This window comes from Methylosinus sp. RM1, from assembly GCF_011378635.1.
GTDB lineage: Bacteria > Pseudomonadota > Alphaproteobacteria > Rhizobiales > Beijerinckiaceae > Methylosinus > Methylosinus sporium.
In genome coordinates this window covers 1-14570 of the sequence record NZ_WOVC01000055.1, presented here as the reverse complement: position 1 = coordinate 14570, position 14570 = coordinate 1, and the positions used below count along the sequence as shown (strand labels likewise).

8 protein-coding genes and 2 pseudogenes are annotated in these 14570 nt (G+C 60.6%); 2 read left to right on the top strand and 8 right to left on the bottom strand.

What is annotated here, in order from left to right:
• Nucleotides 1-54 precede the first annotated feature (54 nt).
• The 7 genes and pseudogenes from FMZ75_RS19705 to FMZ75_RS19675 form a co-directional block, all read right to left on the bottom strand.
• A complete protein-coding gene (locus FMZ75_RS19705; RefSeq protein WP_166145672.1) occupies nt 55-912 on the bottom strand; it encodes an IS4 family transposase in 858 nt (285 codons plus the stop codon).
• Between the two features lie 130 nt (nt 913-1042).
• Nucleotides 1043-6598, bottom strand: a complete 5556-nt coding sequence (locus FMZ75_RS19700; protein WP_166145669.1) for a hypothetical protein — start codon at nt 6596-6598, stop codon at nt 1043-1045.
• A 486-nt stretch (nt 6599-7084) separates the two neighbouring features.
• Entirely contained in the window at nt 7085-7735 is a 651-nt protein-coding gene (locus FMZ75_RS19695) for a hypothetical protein (RefSeq protein ID WP_166145666.1), read from the bottom strand.
• Nucleotides 7736-7782: 47 nt separating this feature from the next.
• Nucleotides 7783-8211, bottom strand: coding sequence for a hypothetical protein (locus FMZ75_RS19690; RefSeq protein WP_166145663.1), 429 nt, complete (start codon nt 8209-8211; stop codon nt 7783-7785).
• Between the two features lie 192 nt (nt 8212-8403).
• Entirely contained in the window at nt 8404-9459 is a 1056-nt protein-coding gene (locus tag FMZ75_RS19685; protein WP_166145660.1) for a hypothetical protein, read from the bottom strand.
• Between the two features lie 749 nt (nt 9460-10208).
• Nucleotides 10209-10778 (bottom strand): hypothetical protein, encoded by a 570-nt coding sequence (locus FMZ75_RS19680; RefSeq protein WP_166145657.1) that lies wholly within the window; start codon nt 10776-10778, stop codon nt 10209-10211.
• Between the two features lie 161 nt (nt 10779-10939).
• Nucleotides 10940-11311: pseudogene (locus tag FMZ75_RS19675) on the bottom strand (sigma factor-like helix-turn-helix DNA-binding protein); the annotation flags it as partial.
• A 112-nt stretch (nt 11312-11423) separates the two neighbouring features.
• On the opposite strand from FMZ75_RS19675, the pseudogene FMZ75_RS19670 reads away from it, so the two are divergent.
• Nucleotides 11424-12273, top strand: a pseudogene (locus FMZ75_RS19670) (integrase core domain-containing protein); the annotation flags it as partial.
• A gap of 413 nt (nt 12274-12686) precedes the next feature.
• On the opposite strand, the gene FMZ75_RS19665 reads toward FMZ75_RS19670, so the two are convergent.
• Complete coding sequence (locus FMZ75_RS19665) at nt 12687-13157, bottom strand: helix-turn-helix domain-containing protein (RefSeq protein ID WP_166145675.1); 471 nt, start codon at nt 13155-13157, stop codon at nt 12687-12689.
• Nucleotides 13158-13339: 182 nt separating this feature from the next.
• On the opposite strand from FMZ75_RS19665, the gene FMZ75_RS19660 reads away from it, so the two are divergent.
• The gene (locus tag FMZ75_RS19660) at nt 13340-14254 is read left to right on the top strand and encodes an alpha/beta fold hydrolase (protein WP_166145654.1); all 915 of its coding nucleotides are present in this window, start codon (nt 13340-13342) and stop codon (nt 14252-14254) included.
• Nucleotides 14255-14570: the final 316 nt, after the last annotated feature.

Sequence of the window (14570 nt, the reverse complement as noted above, 5' to 3'; positions counted from 1 at the left end):
ATTCTCGTTCATCTTCGGATCCTTCCAGAGACATGGCTGTCCCTCCGAAGAATCTCACATCCGAAAATCCTTCCGAACCCAAAGAATCAATGGGGTCGCGACGGCGCTTACCGTCTTGCCGCTGTCCGTCACGACCACGATCTCGCGCACGGCGTCGGCCATCGGATTTTTCCGCGCTTTCGCCTGACGCGCAGGCAGAAAGCCGATCCGGTCGCTCCTGACCCGCGTTCCCGGCGCCAGCGGCAAATTCTTCGCCTCGCAAAGCGGCGTGTTGGTCTTGAAGCGCGTGACGATGCGGCAGCCGGCGGCATCTAGCCGCGCCCACCATTCATAGTCGTAATAGCCGAGATCGAACACATAGGTCGCGCCGGCCTCGATCGGCATCTCCTTGGCCGCCGTGATGTCGTTGAGCTTGGCGGCGGTGAGCGAATGATAGACCGGACGCCCGAGATCGGGATCGAAGATCACATGCGCCTTGGCGCCGCAGACGCCGGCGGAGAACCGCGCCCATTCGCAGCCGACGCCGGCCAGATGCAGGCCAGTCGAATCGATGAGGCGCACGACGTCCTTCATCTCGCGCCGCGTCTTGCGATCAGCCTGCGCCAGCATGTGCTCGAGCAGCCCCGTAAAAACCAGCGGGCTGCGGCTGCGATTGGCGTCGGCGAAGGTCGAGCGCGCGGGAGCCTTGCCGCCGAGGTGATAGAGCCGGGCCTGATGGCTCTCCATCGCGGTCTCGACGGCGCGCAGCGACTCGGCGCCGGAAAACTGCGCGTAGAGCAGAGCGATGAGCTGGTGACGCGTGGTGAAGCTGCGAACGAGGTCGTCGGCGCCATGCTGCACGACCAGCGCGTCGAAGGTTTTCCACGGAAGCAGTTTGAGCAGATCGTGAAAGACTGTATTTTTGTGGCGCATGACGTTGATCTCCAATCCGTGTCCCGACGAGTCGCCAAACTCAGGACCGGATTAGAATCAATGTCATGCGCCTGTACAACCAATTTTTGTGCCGGACAGCCGTGATCCGCGCCGGAAATCGAAGCTCTATTCAAACGAATCGCACATCGCTCGCGGTCAGCGACGCTTTCGAAAGGCCGCTGAGGATGATGCTGTCGCCGAACACATCTGTGATCACAGCGGAGCCGGCGGCGTTGTCCGCCGTATGCGCCAACAACGCCTGCCAATCGGCGTTTTGATCGGCCGCGGTCAGGCCGGCGCCGAAAGCCGAGGCGTTGAACTGCAGCGTGTCGTGTCCTGTCCCGCCGCCGGCCACAAAGCCGTAGAGAATGTCCTGGCCCGCTCCGGGCGTAAAAACGAAAGTCTCGTCGGTCAAACCGAAGGCCGTGATCGATTCGGACCCATGCCCGCCGAATGTAAATGCGTTTCCGGCCGCCGTAGCCACGGTCGATTGTGTCGGAGAAAGCGTTATCGTCAGGTCATCGCCTTGCAGGAAAAGGCCGCCGCTCCCGTCCGAATTATCGCGCGCGCCGCCCAATTCCACGCTGGATTGGTAATTGCCGCTCTTGTCGACGTTCCATATCAGGAACTGTTTTTCAGTCGATTGAAGGGCGACTTCATAGCCGTTCGCCGTCGCCTCCGCGCCGCCTAGCGACCACCCGGGGAACTGGCCCGGCGTCACGCCCGCGCCCTGATGCCGCAGGACCGGCCCCGTCGTCGGATTTCCGGCGCCGTCCCTGCCGTAGAGCCAGTAATAGCCGCTCACCGTCACGAGGGCGACATTGCCGGCGTTTTCGATCACATCGCTCGGCGAAACCGGCGCGCCGATCTTGCCGTCGCCGTCGAGGTCGAAACTGAGCTGCGTCTCATACGACCACAGACCCGGGTCGTTCGCCTCGACGCCCACATTGGAAACATAATTGCCGTCGGCGTCGACGGTCCAGATCGAAAACGATGTGATATCCGCATTCCGGAACGCCGCCAAATAGCCGCTCGCGGTTTGTTCCGCGGCCGCCAGCGACCACCCGGAGAACTGGCCCGGCGTCACGCCCGCGCCCTGATATCGCAGGACCGGCCCCGTCGTCGGATTTCCGGCGCCGTCCCTGCCGTAGAGCCAGTAATAGCCGCTCACCATTACGAGGGCGACATTGCCGGCGTTTTCGATCACGCCGCTCGGCGAAATCGGCGCGCCGACCTTGCCGTCTCCGTCGAGGTCGAAACTGAGCTGCGTCTCATATGACCACAGGCCGGGGTCGTTCCCTGCGACGCCTACATGGGAAACATAATTGCCGTCGGCGTCGACCTTCCAGATCGAAAATGATGCGAGATCCGCGCTCCGGAACGCCGTCACATAGCCGCTCGCGGTTTGTTCCGCGGCGACCAGCGACCATCCGGGGAACTGGCCCGGCGTCACGCCGGGGCCCTGATATCGCAGGACCGGCCCCGTCGTCGGATTCCCGGCGCCGTCCCTGCCATAGAGCCAATAATAGCTGCTGAGCGTCACGAGGGCGACATTGCCGGTGTTTTCGATCACGCCGCTCGGCGAAACCGGCGCGCCGATCTTGCCGTCGCCGTCGAGGTCGAAATCGAACTGCGTCTCATACGACCACAGGCCGGGGTCGTTCCCTGCGACGCCCACATTGGAAATATAATTGCCGTCGGCGTCGACATTCCAGATCGAAAACGACGTGCGGTCCGCGCTTCGGAACGCCGCCACATAACCGCTCACCGTTTTTTCCGCGGCTGCCGGAGACCACCCGGAGAACTGGCCCTCAGTCACGTCGGCGCCCTGATATCGCAGGAGCGGCCCCCGCGTCGGATTCCCCGCGCTGTCCATGCCGTAGAGCCCGTAATAACCGCCCACCGCCACGAGAGCGACATTGCCGGCGTTCTCGATCACGCCGCTCGGCGAAAGCGGCGCGCCGATCCTGCCGTCGCCGCCGAGATCGAAATTGAATTGCGTCTCATACGACCACAGACGAGGGTCGTTCTTCTCGAGGCCCACACTGGTGACGTAATTGCCGCCGGCGTCGACGTTCCAGATCGAATATGACGCGTTGTCCGCACTCCGGAGCGCCGCCACATAACCGCCCGCCGTTTGCGCCGCGGCTGCCGGCGACCACCCGGAGAACTGGCCCGCAGTCACGGCTGCGCCCTCATATCGCAGGAGCGGCCCCGTTGTCGGATTCCCCGAGCCGTCCTTGCCGTAGAGCCCGTAATAATTGCCTGCCGCAACGAGAGCGATGTTGCCGGCGTTCTCGATCACGCCGCTCGGCGCATCGGCGAGCGTGGCGAGGGCGGCGATCGCGGATGTTCCAATTTGCGACCCGTCGGAGAAGGTGAGCTTCGTAAGCTGCGCATATGCCCCGGCGAACCAGTCGCGGACAGCGACTCGACTCTCGGCGCCGATCACGGTGATGACGAGATCATTGCCGGACCGCATGAACCGGAGGTCGAATAGAGAAACGCCACCGCCCATAGCGAGTTCGCCTTGCGGAAGGGAAACGACGCTGACGCCATTGACGATCGTCTGAACGCCACCCGTCCCGGAAAACTCATAAATGTCGTATCCGCCGCCGCCGGTCAGTGTGCTGCCGGAGACGCCGTTGATCGTGTCGTTATATTTCGATCCGATGACATTGGTGAAATCGCGTAAGGTAGATCCGGTGCTGTCGCCGCCCGCGGCGAGATCGATCGTCACGCCGCTCGTCGCCCAGGAATAGCCGATGGTGTTTAGTCCGCCGCCGCCGTCGAGCGTATCCGCGCCGCCGCCGCCTTCGATGAAATTGTTCCCGGCGCCGCCGACGATGGAATTATCGTTCGAATCGCCCTTCAATATATCGTCGAAATTCGATCCGACGAGGTTTTGGATATGGATCAGTCCGTCCTGGTCGCGGCTGGTCTTCGAGGAGAGATCGACGTTCACGGAGCCGCCGTTGTACTGGAAAGACGCCGTGGAAACGCCAGCAATGTTGTCATATAGGGAGAGCCTATTGATGTTGACGTTCGTAAGCGTCACGTTGGCGCTCGTTCCATAGGAGAGAATCAGGTTCGCCGCCGAGTTCTGAAAGAAGAGCGTATCGGCCGTCACGAGAAAAGCGGCGAGATTTTTGCCCACGCCCGGGGCGAAACCGTTGACGACATCGCTCCCGTTGACGCCCGAGAAGAAAAACGCGTCGCTGCTCCGGTTCGCGTTCAAAGTTTCATTGCCTGCGCCGGCAATGAACAGCGTCGGATGATTGACATTGTCGCCGGAGTTGTTGGGTGTCGGCGGCGGCGCCGTCTCTCCTGGGGCGCCGAAGATGGTGTTGTCGTAGCCGAGCGCCTGGCCGAACGCACCGAGTGCGATTTTCATCGCACTCTTGGCGACGACCATATATTGGAAATCATGTGCGAGAGATTTGTAGAGCGCGGACGCCGCCTCCGCGTCACCCGAGCTCACAAATCCACCGCCGGCCGGCACCAATCCATTGACCTCGTTTTGAACGCGGAGAATGTTGCTGGCCGCGGTTACGGCGTCGGCCTGGGCCCGCACATAGGCGGCAATGGCGTCGGCCCACGCGCTCTGCGCTGTCGCAGCAGCTTGTCGGGCGGCGGCTGCCGAGGTCGAAAGATCCGCCGCGCTGGCGCCATTCGCCGCCACCGCCGCTATATCGTCGGCTCCCTGAGCATTCGCCGCCGCCTGCACCCGCGAGACGAAGGTCGTTACTTCCCTGATCAGAGCAGACATGCTCTGGCTGACGCTCTTCGCGTCGCCTTCGACATGCGGATAATAGGACACGCCACCGCCCGGAGAGGCGACATAAATTGCGCCGGCGATCTCGTAAATCGTCTGCAGACCGCTGCGATAGTTGCCGTTCGACTTCCCCATATAGTAATTGATGAGGCTGGCGTCGCCGGACAACCAATATAGCGGTCCATATTGGTCCTGCAGCACGCCGAGCGCGCCGCTCGCCTGACCGGCGGCCGATTGCGCCGTGCCCGATTGCACGCGCGCCAGCATATGCAGCGCCACGCCGCTCTGAAGCGTGATTTCGCGCGTCTCGCTCGGAACAAGGGACAGGCCGATATCGTCGATGACGCCGCTCGTCCCGTCGGCGCGTGTGTAGGCGGCCGTCGAGACGACGCTATTCCCGTTGACATCGCGACCGACCGCGCTGGCTTGCAAGCCGATCGACTGGATATCGAGATCGGCCAAGCCGAACAGCTCGCCCGTTTGCGTCGCGCCGTCCTGATTGGCGTCGATCCATACTTGCAATTCGCCGAAATAGCTTACCCCCGTCACCGGATCGATCAGCGACGTCGCCTCCGAAAACGCCGTCGCGCCCGGCTGCGCCAGAGTCGCGAGCGCGCCGAAGCCGGTCTGGCCTGCGGGCGGCGCCGCGCCATCGCGCGTGAAATTCTGCCCGAACCATTCGGCCGAGCTGTCGACGACGCCATTGCGGTTGCGGTCGAAGACGAGAATGCCGTTCGTGGCGCCGACCCAGCCGATCTGCCGCTGCACGCCGTCGGCCAGAGCGTCGAAACGCGCCGCGCTCTGTGACTGCGCCACCAGCTCAATGCCGCGGCCGGTGAGATCGAGCACCAGAGGAAATTCGGGAACGCTGTCGCCGCCCGTGCCGAAGCCCACCACCGTCACATCGATGATCGACGGCGGCGGAATGTCGCCACCGAAGGCTGAGGCGAGGCCCATCCCCGTGAAATAGGCGTTGCCGTAATAGGGCGCCGTCCCGGGCAAGGTTCCAGGTCCATAGAGCGTCGACCGGTTGAAGAGATAATTCTGCGCCGCCGCCGCGACCGACTTGTCGACGAGCGCCGCGTCGGCGAGCGCCTTCTCGTCGGCCGGAAGATGGTAGGTCTGGCCGGGCTGGAGATAGACCTGCGTGTTGACGAGGCTCGTATAAGAATTATTGGAGCCTGTGGAGAATGCGCCGCTATAGGAGGCGGAGAAGGCTGTATCGAGCGCCCCGGCGAGATCGCCGGCGCCGTTCCAGGAGACGCCGCCGACGTCGAACTGGCGGAGATTGTAGCGGCTGCTGCCGTCCGGGTTCTCGCCGATCAGGCTGAACACATAGCTGTTGCCGCCGCTCGCCTGGGCGAGCGTGACGGCGGCGTCGGCGCCGATGGCGAGCGTCGTGTCGAAGCCGTCATGCGTGGACCGAACGGTTAGGCCGTCGGACGCCGCGCTCACGATAGAGCCGGGCGCGAACGAGGTGGCCGCCGTGCCTCCGAGGAGGATCGAGCCGCTGTTGCCGGTGGAGCCCAAGTCGACCGCTCGGGACACGCCGTCGGCATCGGCCGACGTGAGCAGGCGAACGCCGCCGTTGCCGTCGAGGACGATGCCGGAGAGAGAGTTTTGAGCGAGCACAATCGAAGAGGCGGTTATCGTAGGATCGCTGCTGTCGCTGGTGAATTTCAAGGATTCACCGAACTTGCGCAGGATGATTTTCGCCGCGACATAAGGCTCTTCGACCGAGAGATAGAGGGCGTTGAGGAAATCGGACCAGAGGCCGCCCGAGGTCTGGGAACTGATCGGAGTCGAAACAAAGGCCCGCTGAGCCGCGGCGTCGGACGCGCGGAGAATGAGCATCTGCTTGTCGAGAGGGATGTTTTGCAGAAAGGAGCGATCGACGAAATTCGGCGCCAATCCAGCCGCCAAGTCGGCGTACGCAGGCCACGCATATTGATCTAGCGTAATGCCGTACTGTCTAAAGTTATCAACGATATTCTTGGTATCGATCTCGCCTACCGTACTGAATGGCTGAATTAGTCCATTCGAGCTTGATATCTCTTTGAGAACTTTGTCAGCCAAGGTATCAGACACGGGCTGAAAAATTGCGTCATCTATTCCAGCTCCCGTTGTCATTTGAGCATAGATAGATATATAATTGCGTACAAAGTAATGAATGAATGACGTAGAATACAGGTCATTTATCTCTGCTGCATTTGTATACCATGCAACTGTATCTGGTCCGATTGGGGCAGGCAATCCTGCTTGTTTCGCCGCCGCGTTCTGCGCATTCAGGTCATCTCGAATAGATCTATATGCGGCAGGATAATTTTTGGCCGCGAGAGCCGAGTTTACCGCGGCGAGCGCCGAAGCGCTGATTTGATGTATGTCTTCCATGGCCGGTTACTTTCGCAAAATGCCGATTAATCGGGTTGTATTTTCGTACAGATCTTTCCAGTGCATGAGGTGATCATTCCAAAAATATACATTCACCCTCAAGCCTGCATAAGCGACATCGAATTGGCAGTGCCCTCCGAGCGGGCCTGGGGGGGAGCAAACTATCTCGAACTCGACTGTTGGACTCGGGGACGCGACATAACGATGCCATCCGAAGCCGGTATCTCTGTCGTAGAGTTCCGTTAGCCCGAAAGCAGCCGGATACATAGCAAATTTGCTGTCGTTCTTTTTTCTGTTCGCTATTATGTTTTCTACGCTGGTCACCGGCAACTCCTGGAGGCTTCCCAAGGAAATGTGCAGGCTATTCTTTGCAACATCGAGATGACTGCTCTTTGGTGGTGCCGAGAAGTCCGGCCATTGGACAAAAAGTCGGATCACCGCTTCCTGTGGCCAGGCGGGGTTCGGATTGGGATCGCGGCTGTAATCGGGCTTGTAGATCGATTCGAGAATGCCTTTCGGTATTACATAAGTGTACGCTCCGAGCTTTTGCGCGACGAATTCCTGCTGCACAAAATCCTGCGGACTTGCCGCGACGATGGCGCCGATCGCCGCAACGCAAAATATCGAAAACATGGCGCTACGAAACATGGTCGCCAAGTCACGCCTCGTTCTTTCGTTCTCTCGGCAAACAAACGTGCCTCTCATCAATAAGACGATCGAGCGAGTTCTAACCCGAATGCCGTCTGCACATTTTTTGGATGCCGACACGACGCGCGTATGCTCTTTTGCTTATACGTCGCTTCGAAAACCCCTGTCGCGCCCTGCCGCGCTAAAGTCGCGAGCGCGGCGAATCCGGTCTGGCCCGCGGGCGGCGTCGCGCCGTCGCGCGTGAAATTCTGCCCGAACCATTCGGCCGAGCTGTCGACCACGCCATTGCGGTTGCGGTCGAAGACGAGAATGCCGTTGGTCGCGCCGACCCAGCCGATCTGCCGCCGCACGCCGTCGGCGAGAGCGTCGAAACGCGCCGCGCTCTGCGACTGCGCCACCAGCTCTATGCCGCGGCCGGTGCGATCGAGCACCAGCGGATCTTGCGGCGCGCTGCCGCCGCCCGTGCCGTATCCCACCACGGTCATGTCGATGAACGAGTGAAGGGAATGTTGCCATAGGCGGAAACGAGGCCTGCCCGCGCCGCCCCTCAGCGTCAGCGAGCCGCTGCCGCCGCCGAGCCAATAGGAGCGCGTGTCCGTGGCGTCGGCCAGGAAGCTGTCATTGCCCGTCGTCGAATAGAAGGCGTTGGGATGGGTTCCGTCGGCGAGCGTGAAGCTCTAGGCGTTGATCGAATGGCCGGCGCCGTCCGTCACCACATAGGAGGTGACGCTCGCCGAGCCTTCGGATTTGATCACCGTCGCGCCGCCGAGATCGCTGGTCGTGATCGCCGCGCCTTCGACCTGAAAATCGACGCTCGCGACCTGTCCGGTCGTCCCGTCGGTCTTGGCGAATGTGGTGCGGTTCAATATGTCGTTGCCGGCGATGTTCTCGCCCTTGTTTCCGGCCCCGGCGAGGCTGATCGAGGCGATGCCGAGCTCGCCGAGCGTCTTCAACTCGCCGGCGTCGGTTTTAGCGTCGTGATTCGCGTCGACCCACACGCGCAGATCATCGAAATAGAGACGGCCGGTGGCCGCATTGGTGAGCGAGGTGGCGCGGGAGAAGCTTGTCGCGCCCGGCTGCGCGAGGCTGGCGAGGGCGGCTATGCCATCGGCGAAACTTCCGCCGTTGTAATGGACGGAGATGGTTTCCTTTATGCTGTCGATCTTGCCATTGCCGTCGAGATCGAGCGCGAGAATTCCGTCGTGATCGGCGACCCATCCGGTCTGATGCAGCTTGCCGTCGCCGAGCGTGTCGAAGAAGATGTTGGTCTCGATCCAGCTCGTCAGTTCGATTCCGTCGCCGTCGAGATCGAGCACGAGAGGATCGATGTTTTGCAGCACAGCGGCTTGCGCCTGGAGCACGGCGTAGCGCATGCCGTTTTGCAGCGAAATATTGATATCGGGCAGCGCGATGATGCGTTCCGAACCGCCGTCGCTGTCGATCCGTCGCTGGAAATCATCGACTGCGTCCTGCACGGCCTGGCGGGCCCAATTGACATTGCCGGTGACGAGATAGTTCTGCGCGACGGGAAGATAGCCGTTGGCGTTGATATTGGGCGTCGCCGGATCGACGAGCGCCGGGTTCTGCTGCGCCGGCGCGCCGGTGGACCAACTGCCGCCGCCGACGTCGAGATGGGAGTTGTCGGCCGCGCCGGTGGGGTTGGTAATGCCGATTTGGGCGCCGCCGTCATCGTAAATCTTGACTTCTGTACCAGCTGCAGTCGTAGTTTCCACACGAACAGCCTGACCTGTCGTGTAATCTGTTGTCGATACCCCGCCACTAGTCGAATCTACGATTTGGACAATTTGCCCATCCGCGCTCCTCGTTACGTCCGGCGGATTTGAGGGTAGCGACGCATCCTGTACGAAATCCTCTACGGAAGGCGGGTTTGTCACATTCGATGTAAGTTGAAGGCTTCGAAGCAAATCCCTAGTCCGTTTTGATCCAAATAGCTCTTTACTCCCTGCAGAATCCCCCTGTAATCTTCGCCGAACAGTTTCGTCAATGGAATTTGGAGATCTGCTATACTTTTCATCAAAAGCGTGCTGTTGTCGAATAGATAGTTGATAACCTTAGCGCACTTGCCTGGGAAATATTTGGAACATTGTCCGCGAGCCAGAGTCCGATATACGAAGACACAATATTGTTATACATGTCCTTGTAATGCTCGGCGACGCTGTCCCGACCTTGGACCCAGGCCCAAAATTCATTCACAATCCCGTACGTTTGGGTTCTCGTAAGGCTCCCGCATGTCCGAAAGTGTAATGCGGATCAGTCGCGACAGAATACGTCTCAAATAGCGACGCAAGACTGTGTTTATAAATATCATTTAGATCATTCGATTTCCCGTTCTGAGCAAGAAATGCGCTAACTACTTGCTCATATTGAGCGTTTTGTTGACGCGCGTAATCCCGGAGGCCGGTCAGATCGGCTAGCCACTCCGCAAATGATTTCACAAGATTTGCCACGGTCCTTCTCCTGTTTATTCGGCAGCCGTCGATGGCGCGCGTATCTCAAGAGTTGCGCGAAAATGAACAAAGCGAGATTTTGTAGGATGCTCAGTGACAAGCAGACTCACCGAGCTGGGATTGGAAACGCATCGATTTTCATGTTCTTCTTCGAAATCAATCAAAACCTTGTCGATTGATTCGATCACGAAACGTCCCTCTCCAGCGACAAGAATGGAAAACACCCCTTCGACCACGAAAGGTTTTACTTTATCCGCATCGAGCGATTTGCTAGAAAATTCCAACTGCTCGATCGCTAATTGCCGTGGATCTCTTCCGCTCACGCTGAGGCATATGGCCGACGGGCTCGAGACACCGAGGAGGGACAACACATCATATGTTCCAACGCCTTTTGACTTTATAGCCTCCGATATCGCCTGAGTGGCGTTAGGGTAGTCGTCGCCAGGTGGCCAATTGCTGGGTTCCCGATCCTTCAGGAGACCGAACCATATTATTGCTGATATCAACGACGCCCCTACGACCCGCACTCCTAGCTGCTGATACATGCGTTTTCTTCGAGCAAGTTGCGCTGCTGTCAGGGCCATTGCTGTCTCCACTGATTTGAGCGCTTTCCGCTCGGAAGGATTCGTTCAAGCATGCAGAACTCGCTCCAAGCGAAAAGCCGGCTTCTGCCCATAGAGCCTATCGAGATTGCTGGTGGTGATCGACGCGCCTTCGACCTGAAAATCGACGCTCGCCACCTGTTCAGCGGCACGAACGCGCCGCGTCCGCAGGTCTGCTGCTCCCGATGCCGCGCCGCCTTCCACTCGCGCGCGAAGGCCGCCACGCGATTGTAGGAACCGTCGTAGCCGAGGGCGACCAGATCCGCGTGCAACTGCTTGACCGACCGCTTCTGCTTGCGCGATTTTGCGGCCTCCTGACGCAGCATGTGCGACAACTTGTCGGCGAACGGGTCGAGCCGGCTCGGTCGATCGGGCGTGGCGAACCGCGGCTCGACGCTGTCCGAGCGCAGGTACTTGCGCACCGTATTGCGCGACAGCCCCGTGCGTCGTGCAATCTCTTGGATCGAGAACTCCTGCCGATATCGCCAGCGTCGGATGACGCTCAATAACTCCATGTCGATCACTCCCAGTTCCCCCGCGACGGTCGAGGGGGAAAGGTTCGAACATGGGTCAGTTCTCGGTGGAAAACTCGTGCCGCCTGGGTCAGCTCTCAGTGGAAATCAACACCATGCGGTCTTGTGCCGGCACGGCCTCGTCAAGGCGCTCGGACGCCGCCGCCCGCGCGCGCAGGGCACGCAGCTCTCTTGCTCCAAACGATCTGTGGTGCGTGGATTTCAAGGGCGAGTTCAAGCTCGGCTCCGGACTCTACTGCTATCCGCTCACCGTCACCGATCACGCCTCGCGCTTCCTGCTGCTCTGCGAGGCGCTGGAGTCGACCAGAGAGGACCCGGCGATCACCGCCTTCGGCACGCTGATCCGCGAGCGCGGCCTGCCGGCGGCCCTGCGCTCCGACAATAGCGTTCCTTTCGCCAGCCCCAATGGTCTCTTCGGCCTCTCCAAGCTCTCCGTCTCGTGGCTGCGGCTCGGCGTCGAGATCGAGCGCATCAAGCCCGGCCATCCCCAGCAGAACGGCCGCCACGAGCGCATGCATCTGACCTTGAAGAAGGAGGCGACCCGTCCGCCCGGGACGAACAGCTTGCAGCAGCAGACCCGCCGCTTCGACGAGTTCGTCAAAGAATTCAACGAGGAAAGACCACATGAGGCGCTGGCCATGAAGCGCCCGGTCGATGTCTATCGACCTTCCGCCGCGCCCTATGACGGGAGATTGCCGGAACTCGCCTATCCGCTCCACGACCGCAACGTGCTGGTCACCGCCTGCGGACGCATCTGCATGTATCGAAAGCGCGTCAACATCTCGACCGTGCTCGCCGGTCAGCGCCTCGGAATCAAGGAGGTCGACGAAAGCATTTGGCTCGTCAGCTTCATGAGCTACGATCTCGGCTTCATCGATCTGGAGCAGAAAACTTTGCAGCCTCTCGACAACCCGTTCGGCCCGAGGTTGTCACCCATGTTTTAGGAACAGACTGTCACCTATGTCCTCGGTCCGGACAGTTTGAGGATTGGCGCGCCGAGAGGGATTCGAACCTCAGCAAAACGCGCTTTTCAACTGCGCAACATAGCTCCGCTACAACGCAAGGAACCGCCCCGGCGGTTAGACCGGGGCGGTGATTGATTTATGTAAGAAGTGGTTGCGGGGACCCGCAACACCCGATTCTTGCGATTGGTTGAACGTGAAATTCCAAAGCTTGCCGCGTAGCAATTTCAGCCAGCGCGGCGCAACGGTAGCGCCCCGTGGAGGACAGCCGGAAATTACGCCGCCTCCAATCCCCGCTTGTGCCGCCGGAACTCTGCCGTCTCGGGCTTGTTGGCGCAGGCGGATGCGAAGCGCCATCGGCGATCCGCTGCGCCAACCGACGGAGTAATGTAGTTTCATCGCCAAGCGTTTCCAGTCGCACCCGGCGGTGAACGCACGACCGTATCCTCCGGTCCCAGAACGCGTCCGTCTTGGGCGCGAAGCTCCAGTTTCCGCACCGGAAGGCCGCTCTTCTTATCGACTAGAAGGACGTGAGCCTCGTCGGGCTCGAAGAAGAAATCCTCGCCCCACTGCCTGAGAGCAACCAGGAGCGGAAACAGGCCGCGCCCCTTCTCTGTCAGCACGTATTCCTGATAGGGGCTGCCGTCGGACGCGGGGACGGTGTCCATGATGCCGTGTGCGACCAGGTTGCGCAAACGGGCCGTAAGGATGTTCTTCGCGAGCCCCAGGTCCTTTTGAAATTCTCCGAACCGACGCAGGCCATCGAAAGCATCCCGAACGATCAGCAGCGACCACCAGTCTCCGATCGCGTCCAGTGGCCTGGCAACGCCGCAGCTCGAATCTTTGTGGCTGACTCTCTTGACCATCGCGACTTTGCTCCCGCGCTCAATCTCCCGCATGCCATCTCCCCTCGAAACCGGGAAGATCGCGGTTTGTCGCCTTTGGGATGTAGTAGTTGCAAATTAAAACCTCAAGCGATATGACGACGCATGGTTTTAATTTGAAACCACAGGCCCAACTAGTGCTGACTCCGGGAGAGGAGACGTGCATGACCCGATCCGACGCCACCTTCGGCGGTAGCTTTCCGTACACCCCGCATTTCACCGCGGCTCCCGGCTTCCGTATGCATTATGTCGATGAGGGCCCTCGCGAAGCTGGGGTCATACTCTGCCTGCACGGCGAGCCGACCTGGGGCTATCTGTTCCGCCACCTGGTCCCGGTGCTGAGCATCACGCACCGTGTGGTCGTCCCGGACCATATGGGCTTCGGCAAGAGCGATACGCCGCCGGACCGGGCCTACTGGCTGCAGGATCACATCGACAATCTGGAGCACTTCGTTCTTGCGCTCGATCTCGACGATATCACCCTCCTCATGCACGACTTCGGCGGTCCGGTTGGCATGGGGCTCGCCGCCCGGCATCCCAACCGCATTCGTCGCGTCATCTCGACCAACGGACCGACGCCGTTCGGCCAGGCCGATCTCATTGAGCGAGTGAGTGCGAATGCCGGCGTCTCGCCCTGGTTCCAATGGATCGCGAAAGCTGAAGCGGACGGCTGCCTCGAAGCGGTGCTGGGGCAGCTCGGTTTCAATATCCTGAGCACGCTCAAGCTCAACGGCTTCGAGGACAACACGCTCATCACCGACACATGGCTCGACGCCTACGGATCGCCTTTCGCAAGCCCTGCCGACTGTCTCGGCGCGATCGGCTGGGCCAAGGGCTTCGCCACGGGCGCGCACAGATTCGAGACGCCTGACGCAGCGGCCATCCGCGCCATCCATGCCAGACCCGCCCTCGCCATCTGGGGTGAAGCAGACCGCACGCTTCACGCCGAGCATTTCCTGCCGCTCTTCACCCAGCTCTTTCCGGCCGCGCCGGTGCATCGTCTGGCTGGCGTTGGTCACTACTGCCTCGATGATGCCCCGGACGAGGTCGGTAGGCTCATCACGGAATTCATCCGGTAGGCCTGAACGCACAGCGATTTCTCGTCCCCGCCCGGGCCGGAAGATCGGCTGGCGGCTTCCCGAGAGTTGGACGGATTGCATATCGAAGCCACAACCGCCACGCCCATTGCAGTTGCAAATTAAAACTTCCGGATTGGAGGGGCTATGAGCATCGAAAGCGAGGCCGTCGTAGACGGCACTGAGTCAAGCGGGGGTGGCGCCGCCACAGGGTTCCGAATTCGGGTTAACGGCGGTTAACGGATCGGCTCAGGCATGATTCCCTATCGGGGGAGTGATTCTGGAGCCGCCGTGATGAGCCTCGCCTTCGCCCTGTTCA